At 63.5% G+C, this 16,170-nt stretch carries 18 protein-coding genes and 1 tRNA gene; 13 read left to right on the top strand and 6 right to left on the bottom strand.

Features of this window, described 5'->3' with window-relative positions:
• The first annotated feature begins 98 nt into the window (after window positions 1–98).
• The gene (locus ACTJKL_RS20595; protein ID WP_338284010.1) at window positions 99–701 is read left to right on the top strand and encodes a hypothetical protein; all 603 of its coding nucleotides are present in this window, start codon (window positions 99–101) and stop codon (window positions 699–701) included.
• Window positions 702–747: 46 nt separating this feature from the next.
• On the opposite strand, the gene ACTJKL_RS20590 is transcribed toward ACTJKL_RS20595, so the two are convergent.
• From ACTJKL_RS20590 to ACTJKL_RS20575, 4 genes are all read right to left on the bottom strand, one after another.
• Window positions 748–1,254, bottom strand: a complete 507-nt coding sequence (locus ACTJKL_RS20590) for a GNAT family N-acetyltransferase (RefSeq protein ID WP_018097322.1) — start codon at window positions 1,252–1,254, stop codon at window positions 748–750.
• A 231-nt stretch (window positions 1,255–1,485) separates the two neighbouring features.
• Window positions 1,486–3,312: a translational GTPase TypA gene (typA, locus tag ACTJKL_RS20585; protein WP_018097323.1), complete on the bottom strand. Its 1,827-nt coding sequence runs from the start codon at window positions 3,310–3,312 to the stop codon at window positions 1,486–1,488.
• 135 nt (window positions 3,313–3,447) lie between these two features.
• On the bottom strand, window positions 3,448–5,010 hold the full coding sequence (locus ACTJKL_RS20580) for an alkaline phosphatase D family protein (protein WP_440853675.1): 1,563 nt from the start codon (window positions 5,008–5,010) through the stop codon (window positions 3,448–3,450).
• Window positions 5,011–5,339: 329 nt separating this feature from the next.
• Window positions 5,340–5,561 carry a KTSC domain-containing protein gene (locus tag ACTJKL_RS20575; protein ID WP_100672766.1) on the bottom strand — a complete coding sequence of 74 codons (222 nt, stop codon included), beginning with the start codon at window positions 5,559–5,561 and terminating at the stop codon, window positions 5,340–5,342.
• A gap of 125 nt (window positions 5,562–5,686) precedes the next feature.
• On the opposite strand from ACTJKL_RS20575, the gene ACTJKL_RS20570 reads away from it, so the two are divergent.
• Window positions 5,687–6,994, top strand: coding sequence for an amidase (locus tag ACTJKL_RS20570; RefSeq protein ID WP_440853674.1), 1,308 nt, complete (start codon window positions 5,687–5,689; stop codon window positions 6,992–6,994).
• A gap of 60 nt (window positions 6,995–7,054) precedes the next feature.
• On the opposite strand, the gene ACTJKL_RS20565 is transcribed toward ACTJKL_RS20570, so the two are convergent.
• On the bottom strand, window positions 7,055–7,216 hold the full coding sequence (locus ACTJKL_RS20565; protein WP_440853673.1) for a hypothetical protein: 162 nt from the start codon (window positions 7,214–7,216) through the stop codon (window positions 7,055–7,057).
• 276 nt (window positions 7,217–7,492) lie between these two features.
• Here ACTJKL_RS20565 and ACTJKL_RS20560 point away from each other — a divergent pair, with 276 nt between their 5' ends.
• The gene (locus tag ACTJKL_RS20560; protein WP_440853672.1) at window positions 7,493–7,999 is read left to right on the top strand and encodes a hypothetical protein; all 507 of its coding nucleotides are present in this window, start codon (window positions 7,493–7,495) and stop codon (window positions 7,997–7,999) included.
• 192 nt (window positions 8,000–8,191) lie between these two features.
• Here the strand turns inward: ACTJKL_RS20560 and ACTJKL_RS20555 are convergent.
• Window positions 8,192–8,281, bottom strand: a tRNA-Ser gene (locus ACTJKL_RS20555).
• Between the two features lie 300 nt (window positions 8,282–8,581).
• On the opposite strand from ACTJKL_RS20555, the gene rplU reads away from it, so the two are divergent.
• From rplU to rlmH, 10 genes are all read left to right on the top strand, one after another.
• The gene (gene rplU, locus ACTJKL_RS20550; protein WP_003531204.1) at window positions 8,582–8,953 is read left to right on the top strand and encodes a 50S ribosomal protein L21; all 372 of its coding nucleotides are present in this window, start codon (window positions 8,582–8,584) and stop codon (window positions 8,951–8,953) included.
• Window positions 8,954–8,986: 33 nt separating this feature from the next.
• Complete coding sequence (gene rpmA / locus ACTJKL_RS20545; RefSeq protein WP_018097331.1) at window positions 8,987–9,256, top strand: 50S ribosomal protein L27; 270 nt, start codon at window positions 8,987–8,989, stop codon at window positions 9,254–9,256.
• Window positions 9,257–9,386: 130 nt separating this feature from the next.
• Window positions 9,387–10,019 carry a GNAT family N-acetyltransferase gene (locus tag ACTJKL_RS20540; RefSeq protein WP_018097332.1) on the top strand — a complete coding sequence of 211 codons (633 nt, stop codon included), beginning with the start codon at window positions 9,387–9,389 and terminating at the stop codon, window positions 10,017–10,019.
• A complete protein-coding gene (locus ACTJKL_RS20535; RefSeq protein WP_440853671.1) occupies window positions 10,016–10,603 on the top strand; it encodes a GNAT family N-acetyltransferase in 588 nt (195 codons plus the stop codon). The genes ACTJKL_RS20540 and ACTJKL_RS20535 overlap by 4 nt, the downstream gene beginning before the upstream one ends.
• Before the next feature lie 177 nt (window positions 10,604–10,780).
• A complete protein-coding gene (gene obgE / locus ACTJKL_RS20530; RefSeq protein ID WP_379938523.1) occupies window positions 10,781–11,791 on the top strand; it encodes a GTPase ObgE in 1,011 nt (336 codons plus the stop codon).
• Between the two features lie 2 nt (window positions 11,792–11,793).
• Window positions 11,794–12,975: a glutamate 5-kinase gene (proB, locus tag ACTJKL_RS20525; protein ID WP_275597185.1), complete on the top strand. Its 1,182-nt coding sequence runs from the start codon at window positions 11,794–11,796 to the stop codon at window positions 12,973–12,975.
• Window positions 12,968–14,251: a glutamate-5-semialdehyde dehydrogenase gene (locus ACTJKL_RS20520; protein ID WP_440853670.1), complete on the top strand. Its 1,284-nt coding sequence runs from the start codon at window positions 12,968–12,970 to the stop codon at window positions 14,249–14,251. The genes proB and ACTJKL_RS20520 overlap by 8 nt, the downstream gene beginning before the upstream one ends.
• A 56-nt stretch (window positions 14,252–14,307) precedes the next feature.
• The gene (locus ACTJKL_RS20515; RefSeq protein ID WP_440853711.1) at window positions 14,308–14,874 is read left to right on the top strand and encodes a nicotinate-nucleotide adenylyltransferase; all 567 of its coding nucleotides are present in this window, start codon (window positions 14,308–14,310) and stop codon (window positions 14,872–14,874) included.
• A 44-nt stretch (window positions 14,875–14,918) separates the two neighbouring features.
• Window positions 14,919–15,410: a ribosome silencing factor gene (gene rsfS, locus ACTJKL_RS20510; protein WP_379938518.1), complete on the top strand. Its 492-nt coding sequence runs from the start codon at window positions 14,919–14,921 to the stop codon at window positions 15,408–15,410.
• Between the two features lie 152 nt (window positions 15,411–15,562).
• Window positions 15,563–16,045: a 23S rRNA (pseudouridine(1915)-N(3))-methyltransferase RlmH gene (gene rlmH / locus ACTJKL_RS20505; RefSeq protein ID WP_440853669.1), complete on the top strand. Its 483-nt coding sequence runs from the start codon at window positions 15,563–15,565 to the stop codon at window positions 16,043–16,045.
• The last annotated feature ends 125 nt before the right edge of the window (window positions 16,046–16,170 follow it).

The raw sequence follows: 16,170 nt of genomic DNA, 5'->3' as shown, positions 1-16,170 counted from the left end.
ATGCAACATGACTTTGGTTCCGGGCGGGCGGATTTGCTCTAGGCACGCCACGCGGCTAAAAAGGGGCGGGGCTGATATTTATCTTCGCAGGAGAGACAATGCGCCCGAAACTTCGCTGTTTTCTTTCCGCCGCCCTGATCTCTGCGCCTGCACTTGCCAATGACAGCGTCTACACAGACGTCAGCCGCGACAAGTGCCGGCTCCTGCGCGAGTGGGAAGGTGCCTCGTCGCAGAGCCTTTGTCCCGGGATAGGTGACTATCCCGTCCATTTCATCGAGAGCGATATCCGCCAGAGCTTCTTCTTCGGCCATGTCAGGCAAAGCTATCTGGAGAACGGCTTCGAGAGTTTCGGTCCCTTCAACCATGCCGAAACCACCGTCGAATGGCGCCTCGACGACAGCAGGAAGCCGGTCGCCGCCATCCTGCGCTGGATCATCGAGAACCCGGATCCGCAGACGGACAGGAGCACGAAGGCGTTCCAGGGACAGGTTCTGGTGATTTCGAAGGTCGCGCAGAAGGAGGACGGCGACGGCTGCGTCGTCGGCTATGTCGACGCGCTCGCCAATGCCGATGCGAACACGCTGGCCCGCAGGATAGCCGACGAAGAAGCCGCAAGCTTCCGCTGCGGCACGGACCAGGCATCCTATCACGGAAACCGCGGCGAGAAGGCGGGAGAACCCATGCACTTCCTGCCGAAATGAGGCTATCCTAAACGCCCGGACCGATGACAGCGCCTGGCGGCACTCCTCAACTCCAGACGAAGCCGACCTTCTTCAGGTGTTTCTCGCCGAAATCCTCCATCCCTTCGGCAATATCGCGACCGCCTGCCGAATGGAAGAAATTACAGGCGTTCGCGCTGTCTTCCAGGCACCAGACGACCAGCCCTTCGCAGCCGAGCGATTTCAGAAGGCTCTTTGCTTCGCCGAAGAGGACACGCCCGAGGCCGATGCCCTGATATTCCGGCCTCAGATATATCTCGTAGATTTCGCCTTCCTGCGGCAGCGCCCGAGCCCGGCTCAGGCCCAGCGTCGCATAGCCGGCTATCGTGCCGGCGACGTCGACGACGAGAAGGGTCGCCGGTCCGCGCGTGGCCTTGCGCCACCAGGTCTCGTCGCGGCGATTGACCATTCGGACAAGGGGGCGGTGCGGAATGATGCCGCCATAGGCCTGCAACCAGGAAACGCGATGCACGTCGGCGATTGCCGCCGCCTCATGCGGCTCCCCAGGCCGAACCTCGATCGAAACAGTCTTCATGACTTGCGACTCTAAACACACGACGCGGCGGACAGGAATCCCGCCGGACTGTCGCGCGGCGTTAACCCACAGGCAACTTTAACGGCACCTGCCCCAAGGTTAACGCCTTTTTAACTTTATCCGCAAGCCGCCCGCGAAAGGCACACACAGCAAAAACCCCGGATCGCTCCGGGGTTCGTAAGATCGACGAAATCAGAAGGGTCGGACTCGCCCTCTCCTCGGGTCCAGCCCTTAAGCCGCGCCGGCCGTCCGCGACTTCTCGAAGCGCTTGCGCTCGTTCGGATCGAGATGCATCTTGCGGAGCCGGATCGACTTCGGCGTGACCTCGACCAGTTCGTCGTCCTGGATCCATGACAACGCCCGGTCGAGCGTCATGCGGATCGGCGGCGTCAGCTTTACCGCCTCGTCCTTGCCGGACGCGCGCATGTTGGTGAGCTTCTTGCCCTTGAGGACGTTGACTTCCAGATCGTTGTCGCGCGTGTGGATGCCGATGATCATGCCGGCATAGACCTTTTCACCTGCGTCGATGATCATCGGGCCGCGATCTTCAAGGTTGAACATCGCATAGGCCACGGATTCGCCGGAGTCGTTCGAGAGCAGAACACCGTTCACCCGGCCGCCGATCTCACCCTTGTAGGGCTGATAGTCGTGAAACAGACGGTTCATGATCGCCGTGCCGCGCGTATCGGTCAGAAGCTCGGACTGATAGCCGATGAGACCGCGGGTCGGCGCGAAGAACACCAGCCGCACGCGGTTGCCGCCGGACGGGCGAAGCTCGGCCATTTCGGCCTTGCGTTCGGACATTTTCTGGACGACGACGCCCGAATGCTCCTCGTCGACGTCGATGACGACCTCTTCGATCGGCTCCAGAAGCTGCCCGTTCTCATCCTTGTGCATGACCACCCGCGGACGCGAGACGGCGAGCTCGAAGCCCTCGCGGCGCATCGTTTCGATCAGGACCGCGAGCTGCAGTTCGCCTCGGCCCGACACGTAGAACGAATCCTTCTCGGACGATTCCTCGATCTTCAACGCGACGTTGCCCTCGGCCTCCTTGAACAGACGGTCGCGGATGACGCGCGAAGTGACCTTGTCGCCTTCGGTGCCGGCGAGCGGAGAATCGTTGACGAGGAAGGACATGGTGACGGTCGGCGGATCGATCGGCTGCGCCTTCAGCGGCTCGTTGACGGCCGGATCACAGAACGTGTCGGCGACGGTACCCTTGGAGAGGCCGGCGATCGCCACGATGTCGCCCGCATGGGCTTCCTCGATCGGCTGGCGCTCGATGCCGCGGAATGCAAGAATCTTGGAGATGCGTCCGGATTCGAGCACCTTGCCGTCCTGCCCGAGGACCTTGACCGCCTGGTTCGGCTTGATCGAACCGGAATGAATGCGCCCGGTGATGATGCGGCCGAGGAAGGGATTGGCTTCGAGGATGGTGCCGATCATCCGGAACGGACCTTCGCCGACGCTCGGCTCCGGAACGTGATCGAGAACGAGATCGAGGAGCGGTGCCAGGCCCTGATCCTGCGGACCTTCCGGCGCGACGTTCATCCAGCCGTTACGGCCGGAACCGTAGAGAATCGGGAAATCGAGCTGCTCATCGGTCGCGTCCAGCGCCGCGAAGAGATCGAATACCTCGTTGATGACTTCCTCGTGACGGGCATCGGGACGATCGATCTTGTTGATCGCCACGATCGGCCGAAGACCGACCTTGAGGGCCTTGCCCACGACGAATTTCGTCTGCGGCATCGGGCCTTCGGCGGCGTCGACCAGAACGATGGCGCCGTCCACCATCGACAGAATGCGCTCGACTTCACCGCCGAAGTCGGCGTGGCCGGGGGTATCGACGATATTGATGCGCGTACCCTTCCACTCGACCGAAGTGGCCTTGGCGAGGATGGTGATGCCGCGTTCCTTTTCCAGTTCGTTGGAATCCATCATGCGCTCGGCGACGCGCTGGTTTTCGCGGAAGGAGCCCGACTGCTTCAGGAGTTCGTCGACGAGCGTGGTTTTCCCATGGTCGACGTGCGCGATGATCGCGATGTTGCGAATGCTCATTTTTTGTCTCGGAAAGTTCGTGGGCACGCGCGACGAGGCAGGTACCGCTTTTCAGTTGCCGCGCTCATACAGGTTTTTTCCCGGAAGCGAAAGGGGGCCGGCGCGCAGGGCTGACCTGCGTGAGGCGCCGCCGGCTCAAACGGACACCGCCGGATCCAGGATCACCCGCCAGAGTTCCCGATCCTGCCGGTCCATCAGCCGCACCGTCATCTGCCGCGTCTGGCCGCTGATATCGACGATGCCGAAGAATTGCAGGCCCGCCGACGGCGGCAGGTTGCTGTCGATTCCTCCGCCTGACGCCTTGATGAAGCGAACCTCGGGGCCGAAGGTCATGTCGAGCTCCTTCGGTCCGTAGGTGCCGGAATGAAGCGGCCCGGAGACGAACTCCCAGAACGGCGAGAAGTCCTTGAAGGCGGCCCGCGAGGGATCGTAGTGATGCGCCGCCGTGTAATGCACGTCCGCCGTCAGCCAGACGATGTTCTCGATCGCGTTGTCGCGGACGAAGCGCAGGAGATCCGCAAATTCCGTCTCGCGCCCCTTCGGCGCGCCATTGTCGCCATCGGCGATGGCGTCCGATCCGCGCCTTGCCGAATAGTCGTCCCAAACGACGAGACCGATCGGCATGTCGCAGGCGATCACCTTCCAGGTGGCGCTGGACGCCGCAAGCTCGCGCTTCAGCCAGTCCGCCTGCCGCCAGCCGAAGAGGTCGCCACCCCCCTCGCCCTGGTTGGGGCCGCGATAGGAGCGCAGATCGACGAAAAAGACGTCGAGCAGCGGACCATAGGCGATCTTGCGGAAGATGCGGCCGGGCTCCGTCGGCAGCGTGCGGATCGCCGTCATCTCGTGGAAGGCGCGGGCCGCGCGGGCGGCATAGACGGCGACATCCTTCTCCGGATAGCGCGGGTCGTCGCTGAGATCGGTCGAGGCCGACCAGTTGTTCAGGACCTCGTGGTCGTCCCACTGATAGAAGGTGGGACATTCGGCATGCAGCCTCCGCACATGCTCGTCGAGCAGGTTGTACTTCCACTGGCCGCGATATTCCTCGAGCGTGCGCGCGACGTCGCGCTTCTCGGGCGTGACGATCCGGTTCTTCCACATGCCGCCGTCGCGCAGCCTGATCTCGTCGGGGATGGGATTGTCGGCATAGATCGTGTCGCCGGAATGAATGAAGAAATCCGGCTCGTGCAGCCGCATGGTCGAATAGGTCTTCATGCCGATCTCGTCGATGCCCCAGCCCTGCCCCGCCGTGTCGCCGGACCAGACGAAACGCACGGAGCGGCGCCGCAAGGGAGCCGTCCGGAAGCGCCCGACGACCGGTTCGGAGACGCGATTGGCGTCGTAGAGATCGGTCGCGACGAAGCGATAGAAGATGTCCTGGTCCGGCAGCAGCTTGTCGAGCCGGCACTTGACGGCGCAGTCGGTCAGCGGCGTCGCATCGATATCGGCAAGCCTGACGGCATTCGAAAAGCTCTCGGTGGTCGAATATTCGACGGAAACGCGCGCCGGCCGATCGACCCGCGTCCAGATCATCCCCGAGCCCGTATCGACATCGCCGGACTGCACCCCATGGGCGAATTCCGGCCGCCCGTAGCCGCGCGCATAGAACGGCGTGGCGAGACCGGAAGAAGCGACAAGACCGGCGGCGCCGGCGGAGAAGAGGAAAGAACGCCTGGTGAGGGTGTTTCGAAGAGCGGCCAATCCCTGCCTCCGGTTCCGTTTCGCGAATCGTCGGTTCTCGCGAGCGGACCATTGGCCAGCCGGATGTCAGCGGCTTTACAGACGGATGAAACTATTCGGACGGTTTGGCGACAGTTCTGTGAAACGGGCTCGGGCTACCCGCAGCCGCTTGTTCGATTTCCTCATTCCTGTGCTCGTCACAGGAATCCAGCCAGACCAAGTCCTTGGGCTGAAAGAACGCTTCCCGCGCCGCAGACGCGGCGCCGCTCTCATCTCTGTGACGAGCACGGAGATGACGAGGGAGGAGAGATTGCAGTCCTCCGAAATGAATCTCAGTAATGAAACAGGCCTTAATGCAGGAACCCGTAGTGATGGCGTATGTGCTGATTGAAATAGTTGCCGGCGGAATCCGCATGCAACAGTTCCTCGTAAACCTCTTCCGGAACGTCGAGGTAGTGATAGGGCCTGCGGTTGCCGAGAAACCAGACGCTCAACGTCCGGCGCGGCGCATCGTATCTGACCTCGTGGATGGCGGAGGAGTCGAGGATTGCGGAGGATCGTAGAATTCGCATCGGCGTCTTCCCGATTGCTTGTCGCTATCGCCCCCTATTGTACATCAATCGTGCGATCCTTTAAATATTGGAGCGCTTCCAAGGACTTCCCTCCGGACTTGGCCCGCAATTCACGAGGTCCTTCCTTGCCCCCGTCAGATATGCCCTGCCGCGACCGACTCGAAACCGTTCTCGCCCGACTTGACGGGCGGCGGAACGATGAACGCGTTTTTGTAAAGCTCTATCGGGAGCGAGCCCGCGCGGAAGCGGACGCTGCCGACGGGAGGCGGCGCGAGGGCACGAGTCTCGGGCCCCTCGACGGGCGGATCGTCTCCATCAAGGACCTCTTCGACATCGCCGGCGAGCCGACGCTTGCGGGCTCCATCATCCGCCGCGCGGCGCCTCCGGCAACAGCGGACGCGGCGATCGTCCGGCGTCTCCGCGCGGCCGGCGCCGTCATCATCGGCAAGTCTCACATGACGGAATTCGCCTTTACCGCCGTCGGCCTCAATCCGCATTACCCGGTGCCCGGCAACGCCGTCGACCCGAGCCTCATTCCCGGCGGTTCCTCCTCAGGTGCCGCTGTCTCGGCGGCGGAGGGCACGAGCGAGATCGCCATCGGCTCCGACAGCGGCGGCTCGGTGCGCATTCCGGCCGCCCTGCAGGGCCTGGTCGGCTTCAAGCCCACCGCCCGCCGCGTATCTCTGGAGGGCGCCTTTCCCCTGTCCCCCAGCCTCGATTCGATCGGCCCGCTTGCGCGCACGGTCGCCGATTGCGCGGCCGCCGACGCGGTCATGGCCGGCGAGACGCCGAGACCGCTCAAGCCCGTGCCGCTCGCCGGCCTGAAGCTCGGCATTCCCGAAGGCGCCCTTCTCGAAGGGCTTGCGCCGGAGATTGCGGCGGCTTTCGAAAGAAGCCTGCAGGCACTCTCCCGTGCGAGTGCGAAACTCGCCGCATGCAGGATCGACGATCTGCTTGCCCGCTTCGCCGAGGCAACCGCGATCGGCTCGCTCGCCGGCCTCGAGGCAAGCCGTGTGCACGCGGGCTGGCTCCTGGACGACAATGCGCCGGTCGACATCCGCGTAAAATCCACATTGCGCCGCCGCCTCACGGTCCCCGACGCAGCGATCCAGGACCTGCTGCGGACGCGGCGAGAGCTCATGCGCACCATGGACGAGCGGCTGGCACCCTTCGATCTTACGCTGCTGCCGACCACCCCCATCCCCGCCGTCAGCATCGCCTCGGTCGAAGAGGACAGGAGGGAATACCGCCGCGTGGAGGACCTGCTGCTGCGCAACACTCAGGTTGCCAACCAGTTCGACCTGACCGCAATAACCCTGCCTATGGCGGGCTCGGGCCGGCCGGCAGGGCTGATGCTGATGGGCCGGCACGGCGCGGACGCGATGCTGCTTGGCGCTGCGGCCGCAATGGAGGGTCTGCTCAAGGACGGGTGAACGGCTTCGCTTTCCCCTCGCGCGGGATGGCCGTTCGCGTGCAGGCTTACCGGCGATGCCTCAATGCATCGACCGGCTTGACCATTCCTCATCGAGAATCCGAAATGCGTCTTCGAGCGCAGCGACCAGCACGTCGGTCAGCTCGCCGCCGTCATTGTTCATGAGGTACAGGGCCACGGTCGCATCCTGCGGGTCGCCGTAGCGCTCAACATCGTCAGACATCGAATCGTCCTTCCTTCGCCGCATTCATTACGGCTGTCGCGCGACGTTAGAAAGGCTGACTTGTGTAGAACTGGAGCGGGACCGGCTTTCAAACCGAGGTTCGGCGGACACCGGATATTTCACTCGCCCCATTCTTCGGGCGCGCTGGAGCGCTTCCAGGAAAGTGTGTAACGGTTTTCCGTCCGAAACTGCGTTGGATCCGTTAGAGCATTTCAGTGTTTCCATGAAACGGTGAAATGCTCTAGACCGCCCGGGAGAGTCACAAGCGGAGCCGAGATGGCGAAGAAAACCAAAGGCGACGACGCCCCCAACCTGCACCGCCTCAAGGCCGAATTTCCGGAAATCCACGCCGCGCTTGCCACCGGCAAAATCCCCTCGCTGCGCCGAGCGCTGGTCCTCGCCGGCCTGAAGCCGGAGCGCAGCCGTCTGGAGAAGCTCAAGAACTCCTGGGCGAAGGCAAGCGATGCCGAACGTGCAAGCTTTCTCGCCTGGCTCGTCTCCAAAGACGCGCTGCCCGCCGCCGCCGCCCCGCCCGAAGCCGGCCCGCAGCCCGCCGGAACCCCGATCGCCAGCGGCCGCTACCTGCTTCCCTCAACAATTGCCGGGATCAGAACGATAATGACCCGGCGCGGGCTGAAACCTGCCGACGTCATGGCCGAAATGGGCTTCCCACCCGACGGCCGCCCGCTTGCCCGGGCGTTGACGCGCAACGCCAGTTTGAGGCTGTCGGTGATCGCGGGATTGGAGGCGTGGCTCAGCAGGAATGCGGGGGAGGGATGTTGAGGGGATGCAAAAGGGCGCTTCGATCTGTGTGCTCACAGAATCAGACCGGGTTGAGATCCGCCTCTCGGGCTTGGTGAAGCCTACTACGGGAGCAAAACTGGTGTGCAAGCTCACCCCGCCTCATAGGAACGAGCGTGCCGGGGAATGGAAAACGGTGAAAAACGCGGAAAAAGGCAGTAAAACTAAGGCATCTGGCGGAGAGGGGGGGATTCGAACCCCCGATGGGCTTGCACCCATGCCGCATTTCGAGTGCGGTGCATTCAACCACTCTGCCACCTCTCCGCGGGGCCGGTTGGCGCTTGTTCAGCGCGGCCGGTTCATAGCGGCAGTTTCTGCCGCTGGCAAGGGCTTGCGATAAGAATATCTGCGATATGGTGGCTTTCGCCTTGACAAGCAAGGGCCGTTCCCGTAATCCGCGCCATGAGTTGGCGTGGGCTTAGCCCGTGCCGCGCGGGGTAAGTGTTGTGCCCGTTCACTGGCGAAGCTCGAGGATTTCCGCGGCGCTTCGCTCCATGTAGCGACTGACAAAAAGACGGCCTTGTCTTCGGGCAAAGAGCCGGACCGAACATGAAAGGACAAAATATGTTCGCAGTCATCAAGACCGGCGGTAAGCAGTACCGCGTGGCGGCCAATGACGTCATTACCATCGAAAAGCTGGAAGGCGTTGCTGGCGACAAGATCGAATTCACCGAGATCCTGATGGTCGGCGTCGGCGCCGATGCCACCATCGGTGCTCCGTTTGTCGAAGGTGCCGTCGTCAGCGCCGAAGTCGTGGATCAGGGCCGCGCCAAGAAGGTCATCGCCTTCAAGAAGCGCCGCCGCCAGAACTCCAAGCGCTCGCGCGGCCATCGCCAGCATCAGACGATCGTCCGCATCCTGGACATCGCTGCCGCCGGCGGCAAGGCGAAGAAGGCTTCGAAGAAGACCGAAGCCGCCGCTGAAGCTGCAAACTGAGTTCCGGGATCGAAGGTTTAAAGGAGAACACCAATGGCACACAAGAAAGCTGGCGGTTCGTCGCGTAACGGTCGCGATTCCGAGTCCAAGCGCCTTGGCGTGAAGAAGTTCGGCGGCGAAGCCGTCATTCCAGGCAACATCATCGTGCGCCAGCGCGGCACGAAGTGGCATGCCGGCGTCAATGTAGGCCTCGGCAAGGACCATACGATTTTTGCGCTTACGACGGGCAACGTGGACTTCCGCAAGAAGGCCAACGGCCGAGTCTACGTGTCTGTAATGCCGAAAGCCGAAGCAGCGGAATAAGCCGGTAGCGCTCTAAAACAGCCGGCGTCTCATCGACCCGGCTGACGCACCGCAAGGTTCCAAAGCCAGACTTCAAAGGGGAGATGGGGCGATACCCAACTCCCCTTTTCGCATGTCTGGAGGAAGAACCATGCAAACCGAGCTCGTCAGGGAAGACCAATCCCGGTCTCCCGAACAAAGGCTGAGGCCTCAGCGGTCAAGAACCGATTGCCCGATATTGTTATCGCCCAGGCTCGTTTTGCGCGCGCCCCATGAAGACGATATCGACGCCCTTGCCCATCTTGCCAACAATGCCAACATCGCCAACATGGTCTCGCGCATGCCGCACCCCTATACGACGGCGGATGCGGCCGATTTCGTGCGACGCGCAAAAGCCGGCACGATTGGCAAGTGCGTCTACGCGATCACGAAAGCGGACAATGGCGCATTCCTCGGCTGCTGCGGTGTCGAGCCGCACGCCGACGAAAAAACCGTCGAGCTCGGCTATTGGCTCGGCGAGCCCTACTGGAACCAGGGCTATGCGACCGAGGCGGCACAGACTCTGACCGACATGGCCTTCCGCACCCGCGACATCGACCAGATCGATGCGCGCTGCCGAGTCATGAACATCGCGTCGCGCCGGGTCATCCAGAAGTGCGGCTTCCAGTTCCAGGGTTCCGGCATGGTCGGCAGCCTGGCGCTCGGCGGCATGGTCCCGGTCGAATGGTACAGGCTCGACCGCAAGACCTGGGTCTCCTTGAGAAGCTGGGGAGGTGTCCGATGAACGCCCTGGTCACAGAGCGCGCCCGGGCGGTCGCCCGTCCCGGCCCCGGCCCGGCGCCGGTCATCGAAACGGAACGGCTGCGGCTGCGGCCGCACCGGCTTTCCGATGCGGCGGCCATCGCCGACTCGCTCGGGGATTTCCAGGTCGCGCGGATGCTTTCGCGCGTTCCGGCGCCTTACCACCACCAGGATGCGCTCGACTGGCTGAACCGCCAGACGGCCGATGTGCTGCCGGACTGGACGCTCGCCATCACCACCCCGGGCGACGACGTTCACATCGGCTGCATCGGCATCGAACTCCGGCACGGCCAATGGCATGTCGGCTACTGGCTGAACCGGTTCTACTGGGGCAAGGGGCTGGCGAGCGAGGCGGTCCATGCCGCGGTCGAGCGCTTCTTCCGCCGCATGCCGGAAACGGTGCTGCATTCGGGCGTCTTCGCCGACAACCCGGCCTCGCTCAAGGTGCAGGAGAAGCTGGGCTTCCGGATCACCGGCTGCAGCCAGATCTATGCGCTCGCCCGCAATGCGATGGTCGCGCATATCGAAACCCGGCTGGCGGCCGAGGACCTGCGCCGGCCGGACTGAACGGATAGGGAACCCCGCCGGTACAGCTCCTGGCGGGGTTCTTCATGTCGATAATCTTTGACCTCTGCCGGAAGCGCCTATATCGATGGCGCAAATGCAGAGCGGGATCGGGAACGTGCGCGGGCTGCCCCGCATTCCGTCCTCGACTCGAAGCGATCACTCAGAAATGGCGAACCGATGAAATTCCTCGACGAAACGAAAGTCTATATCCGGTCAGGGGATGGCGGCGCGGGCGCCGTTTCCTTCCGCCGCGAGAAGTTCATCGAGTTCGGCGGCCCTGATGGCGGCGACGGCGGCCGCGGCGGCGATGTCTGGGTGGAAGCCGTCAACGGCCTCAACACGCTCATCGACTTCCGCTATCAGCAGCATTTCAAGGCCAAGACCGGCACGCACGGCATGGGACGCAACCGTACCGGGGCCAAGGGCGGCGACGTGACGCTGAAGGTGCCGGTCGGCACGCAGATCTTCGAGGAAGACAACGAGACGCTGATCGTCGACATGGTGGCGGAAGGGCAGCGCTACCGGCTCGCCGCCGGCGGCAATGGCGGCTTCGGCAACGCACATTTCAAATCCTCCACCAATCAGGCGCCGAGCTGGGCCAATCCGGGCCTGGAGGGCGAGGAAAAGACGATCTGGCTGCGGCTGAAGCTGATAGCCGATGCCGGCCTCGTCGGCCTGCCGAATGCCGGCAAGTCGACCTTTCTCGCCGCCTGCACCCGGGCTCGCCCGAAGATCGCCAACTATCCCTTCACGACGCTGCATCCCAATCTCGGCGTTGCCACCATCGACGAGAAGGAGTTCATCATCGCCGACATTCCGGGGCTGATCGAAGGGGCGCATGAGGGCGTCGGCATCGGCGACCGTTTCCTCGGTCATGTCGAGCGCACCCGGGTGCTGCTGCATCTCGTCTCCGCGCAGGAAGAGGATGTCGCCAAGGCCTACAAGACCGTGAAGCACGAGCTCGAAGCCTATGGCGGTGGGCTCGAAGAGAAGCCCCAGATCGTGGCTCTTTCCCAGATCGACGTGCTGGACGAGGACGAATTGAAGGCGAAGGCCAAGGCGCTCGGCAAAGCCTGCGGCACGCCGCCGCTTCTCATCTCCGCCGTGACCAACAAGGGTATGACCGAGGCGCTGAGAGCATTGCGCAGCGTCATCGCCGCGGCAAAGGCGGGTGAAGAGGAAGCTTAGGCATGAACAAGGCCCGCAAAGCGCTCGAGAAATACCGCCGGGTCGTCATCAAGATCGGCTCGGCACTCCTCGTCGACCGCAAGACGGGGCTCAAGAAGAGCTGGCTCGACGCGCTCTGCGCCGATATTGCGGCCCTCAGGGCCAAGGGCGTGGAAGTCCTCGTCGTCTCCTCGGGAGCGATCGCGCTTGGACGAACGGTGCTCGATCTGCCAGCGGGTGCGCTGAAGCTCGAAGAAAGCCAGGCGGCCGCCGCCGTCGGCCAGATCGTGCTGGCGCGTGCCTGGTCGGAGAGCCTCTCGACCCATGCGATCGTCGCCGGCCAAATCCTCCTGACCCTCGGCGACACCGAGGAACGACGGCGCTACCTCAATGCCCGCGCGACGATTGGCCAGCTTATGAAGCTCGGCTCGGTGCCGATCATCAACGAGAACGACACGGTCGCGACCACCGAAATCCGCTATGGCGACAACGACCGGCTCGCAGCCAGGGTCGCGACCATGGTCGGCGCCGACCTTCTGGTCCTGCTCTCGGATATCGACGGGCTCTATACCGCGCCGCCGCATCTCGATCCGAACGCCCGTTTCCTCGAAACAGTCGCCGAAATCACGCCCGAGATCGAGGCAATGGCGGGCGGCGCTGCCTCCGAGCTTTCGCGCGGCGGCATGCGTACCAAGATCGACGCCGGCAAGATCGCCACCACTGCCGGCTGCGCCATGATCATCGCCTCCGGCAAGCCGGATCACCCGCTGGCCGCGATCGAGGCGGGCGCGCGCTCGTCCTGGTTCGCGCCGTCAGGCTCTCCGGTGACCGCCCGCAAGACCTGGATCGCCGGACAGCTCCTGCCGGCCGGTTCGCTCTCGATCGATGCCGGAGCCGAAGCGGCGCTGCGTTCCGGCAAGAGCCTGCTGCCGGCCGGTGTCCGGCAGGTGACGGGAAGCTTCAGCCGTGGAGATACGATTGCGATCATCGGCGATTCTGGCCGCGAGATCGCCCGCGGTCTTGCCGGCTACGATGCCGACGAGGCGCGCCAGATCGCCGGCAAGAAGTCGGCCGAAATCGCTGTTATCCTCGGCTATGCCGGCCGCACCGCCATGGTTCACCGCGACGATCTGGTCATGACGGCTCCATCGGGCGCGCGCCCTGCAGAGGAAAGCGACGAGGGAAAGGGCAAGCTCCATGCTTGAGACGGTCGAACAGGACAAGGACGTCAACGCGATGATGCTGGAGATCGGACGTCGCGCCAAAGCGGCCGCCCGACCCCTCGCGACGGCAAGCGCCGAGCGCAAGCATGCGGCACTCGTCGCCATGGCAGGCGTCATCGTCGCGCGGACCGCCGAGATCCTCGGCGCCAATGCGCTCGACCTCGAAAACGCGCGCGAAAGCGGCGTCGCCGCCGCCTTCATCGACCGGCTGACGCTGACGGAAAGCCGCATCCGCGACATGGCGGACGGCATCCGCGCGATCGCCGAACTCAGGGACCCCGTCGGCGAGGTGATCTCCGAATGGGACCGTCCGAACGGGCTCCATATCGAACGGGTGCGGACGCCCCTGGGCGTGATCGGCGTGATCTATGAAAGCCGTCCGAACGTGACGGCGGATGCCGGCGCGCTCTGCCTCAAGGCCGGCAATGCGGTGATCCTGCGCGGCGGATCCGACAGCTTTCACTCGTCGCGGGCGATCCATGCCTGCCTGACCGAGGGATTGAAGGCCGCGGGCCTGCCGGAAGATGCGATCCAGATGGTGCCGGTCGCCGATCGCGCTGCCGTCGGCGCCATGCTCACCGGCCTGAACGGCGCGATCGACGTGATCGTGCCGCGCGGCGGAAAGAGCCTGGTCGCCCGTGTTCAGAAAGAGGCGCGGGTGCCGGTCTTCGCCCATCTCGAGGGTCTCTGCCACATCTATGTCGATGCTTCGGCCGATCACGATATGGCGAAGAAGATCGTCGTCAATGCGAAGATGCGCCGTACCGGCATCTGCGGCGCCGCCGAGACGCTGCTGATAGACCGCAACGCAGCCGAGAAATTCGCAGAGCCGCTCCTGGAGGCGCTCGTCGATGCCGGCTGCGAGGTGCGCGTCTGCGACGACCTCGCAAGGTTCATGCCCGGCCTGAAAGCTGCGACCGACGAGGATTGGGCCACAGAATATCTCGATGCGATCATTTCGGTAAGACTGGTCGACGGCATTTCCGGCGCGATCGAGCACATCAACACCTGGTCGTCGGCCCATACGGAAGCCGTGATCGCCGAGGATCCCGCCGTGGTCGAGCGGTTCTTCTCCGAGATCGATTCGGCGATCCTCCTGCACAATGCCTCGACGCAATTCGCCGACGGCGGCGAGTTCGGCATGGGCGGCGAGATCGGCATCGCCACCGGCAAGATGCACGCCCGCGGGCCTGTCGGCGTCGAGCAGCTCACCTCGTTCAAGTATCGCGTGCGCGGCACCGGACAGGTGCGGCCCTGACGACACCGAACGAAGTGAATGCGCGCTATCTGAGCATGCCGCATGTCGAGTCCGGCATGGCCGTCGGCTTGTTCGGCGGATCCTTCAATCCGCCGCATGACGGGCATGCACTCGTCGCCGAGACCGCTTTGCGCCGGCTCCGGCTCGATCAGCTCTGGTGGATGGTGACGCCCGGCAATCCGCTCAAGGACCGCAACCATCTCGCACCTCTTGGCGAACGCATCGCGATGAGCGAGAAGATCGCTCGTAATCCGCGCATCAAGGTGACCGCTTTCGAGCAGGCGCTCGGCCAGAGCTACACGGCCCGCACGCTGCAGGCGATCCGCGCCCGCAACCGCGACGTCCGTTTCGTCTGGGTCATGGGCGCGGACAATCTCAAGAACTTTCACCACTGGCAGGACTGGCGCAAGATCGTCACCACTTTCCCTATCGCCGTTATCGACCGGCCGGGATCGACTCTTGCCTATCTTTCCTCGCCGATGGCGAGGGCTTTCAGCAAGGCCCGGGTCGACGAGGAGGATGCGGGAACCCTCGCTTTCCGCCGCGCGCCCGCCTGGACCTTCATTCACGGCCCGCGTTCGGGCTTGAGTTCGACGGCGCTTCGTTCGGCCAAATTCGGGTGATTTCCCGTAATTCGGATCCCGTGTCTTGAAACCGTATGGGTTTGATGCCTACATTTAAGTACGGTTCGAAAAATTATTTCGAATCGAACGTGCCTGTTCTGTTCATTTGGAAAGGAAAAACCCTGACAACAGCACACGCCAAGGGATATGCGGCATCCGCATTCCCGCGCAGCACGGAATCGAGCGACGAAGCCGCTGTCCGTGCGCTTCAACTGGTCCTCGAAAGCCTAGAGGACTCGAAGGCAGAAAATATCGTTACCATCGACATTGCCGGAAAATCGGCGCTGGGAGACTTCATGGTCGTCGTCTCCGGGCGATCGAACAGGCATGTGATGGCCATTGCCGACCACTTGATCACGGACCTGAAGGACGACGGCCTCGGCAGGGCTCGCGTCGAAGGTCTCGAGGGTGGCGACTGGGTACTGATCGACACCGGCGATGTGATCGTTCACATCTTCCGGCCGGAAATCCGGGCGTTCTACAACATCGAAAAGATGTGGGCGGCTCCCGAGATCGAAGACGGTACCCTGCACTGAGACACGTCGCCCGATCCTGACCATCGACTCAGGACGGAGCGACGGCCGGTGCCGAACGTGACATGCGATTGCCATCGCCGACGAGGCGGATGGCGGCAAGAATTTTGCCGGTCGATAACAACCGATCGGCGCCGGCGGGGACGGATCGGGTTATGCGTATCGGACTTTTCGCAGTCGGCCGCCTCAAGGCGGGGCCGGAAAAGGACCTTGCGGGCCGCTATCTCGATCGGTTCGCCAAGGCGGGCCCAGCCGTCGGCCTCGAATTGGCCCGCGTCGTGGAGACGGTAGAAAGCCGCGCCGGCAATGCGGAGACGCGCAAGCGCGAGGAAGCCGGACAGCTTGAAAAAACGCTCGCCGAGGGCAGCCTGCTCGTGCTGCTCGACGAGCGCGGCAAGGCGCTCGACTCGGAAGCTTTCGCACACCTGCTCGCTACCTTCAGAGACAGCGGCAAGCGCGATCTGATGATAGCGATCGGCGGTGCCGACGGACTCGATCCCGCGCTCCACGCCCGCGCCGACGCCGTGCTCAACCTCGGCAGGATGACCTGGCCGCACCAGCTCGTGCGCATCCTCATCGCCGAGCAGCTTTATCGCTCCGTGACGATCCTTTCGGGGCATCCTTATCATCGGGCCTGATCCGGCTGCCGCACCCCGTTGCCGCGCTTTCTTTCCGTAGATCCGGCCCGGTCCGCCTCCCGATACGATAACGCGAATATGTATTGGTTTGCCCAGCCAAATCAGATTAGGGTCTCCTAACTTTT

The sequence above is a fragment of the Sinorhizobium sp. 22678 genome (assembly GCF_052044265.1).
GTDB lineage: Bacteria > Pseudomonadota > Alphaproteobacteria > Rhizobiales > Rhizobiaceae > Sinorhizobium > Sinorhizobium meliloti_A.
The sequence above is the reverse complement of the archived record's forward strand: the minus strand, read 5'-3'. Positions and strand labels throughout refer to the sequence as shown.

Bases quoted from the DNA above. Each gene is read 5' to 3' on its own strand.
- rsfS (WP_379938518.1), top strand. From the start codon at position 14,919: ATGCCTACATTTAAGTACGGTTCGAAAAATTATTTCGAATCGAACGTG.
- rplU (WP_003531204.1), top strand. From the start codon at position 8,582: ATGTTCGCAGTCATCAAGACCGGCGGTAAGCAGTACCGCGTGGCGGCC.
- typA (WP_018097323.1), bottom strand. From the start codon at position 3,312: ATGAGCATTCGCAACATCGCGATCATCGCGCACGTCGACCATGGGAAA.
- ACTJKL_RS20560 (WP_440853672.1), top strand. From the start codon at position 7,493: ATGGCGAAGAAAACCAAAGGCGACGACGCCCCCAACCTGCACCGCCTC.
- ACTJKL_RS20590 (WP_018097322.1), bottom strand. From the start codon at position 1,254: ATGAAGACTGTTTCGATCGAGGTTCGGCCTGGGGAGCCGCATGAGGCG.
- rpmA (WP_018097331.1), top strand. From the start codon at position 8,987: ATGGCACACAAGAAAGCTGGCGGTTCGTCGCGTAACGGTCGCGATTCC.
- ACTJKL_RS20540 (WP_018097332.1), top strand. From the start codon at position 9,387: ATGCAAACCGAGCTCGTCAGGGAAGACCAATCCCGGTCTCCCGAACAA.
- obgE (WP_379938523.1), top strand. From the start codon at position 10,781: ATGAAATTCCTCGACGAAACGAAAGTCTATATCCGGTCAGGGGATGGC.
- ACTJKL_RS20565 (WP_440853673.1), bottom strand. From the start codon at position 7,216: ATGTCTGACGATGTTGAGCGCTACGGCGACCCGCAGGATGCGACCGTG.
- rlmH (WP_440853669.1), top strand. From the start codon at position 15,563: ATGCGTATCGGACTTTTCGCAGTCGGCCGCCTCAAGGCGGGGCCGGAA.
- ACTJKL_RS20575 (WP_100672766.1), bottom strand. From the start codon at position 5,561: ATGCGAATTCTACGATCCTCCGCAATCCTCGACTCCTCCGCCATCCAC.
- ACTJKL_RS20515 (WP_440853711.1), top strand. From the start codon at position 14,308: ATGGCCGTCGGCTTGTTCGGCGGATCCTTCAATCCGCCGCATGACGGG.
- ACTJKL_RS20535 (WP_440853671.1), top strand. From the start codon at position 10,016: ATGAACGCCCTGGTCACAGAGCGCGCCCGGGCGGTCGCCCGTCCCGGC.
- ACTJKL_RS20520 (WP_440853670.1), top strand. From the start codon at position 12,968: ATGCTTGAGACGGTCGAACAGGACAAGGACGTCAACGCGATGATGCTG.
- ACTJKL_RS20595 (WP_338284010.1), top strand. From the start codon at position 99: ATGCGCCCGAAACTTCGCTGTTTTCTTTCCGCCGCCCTGATCTCTGCG.
- proB (WP_275597185.1), top strand. From the start codon at position 11,794: ATGAACAAGGCCCGCAAAGCGCTCGAGAAATACCGCCGGGTCGTCATC.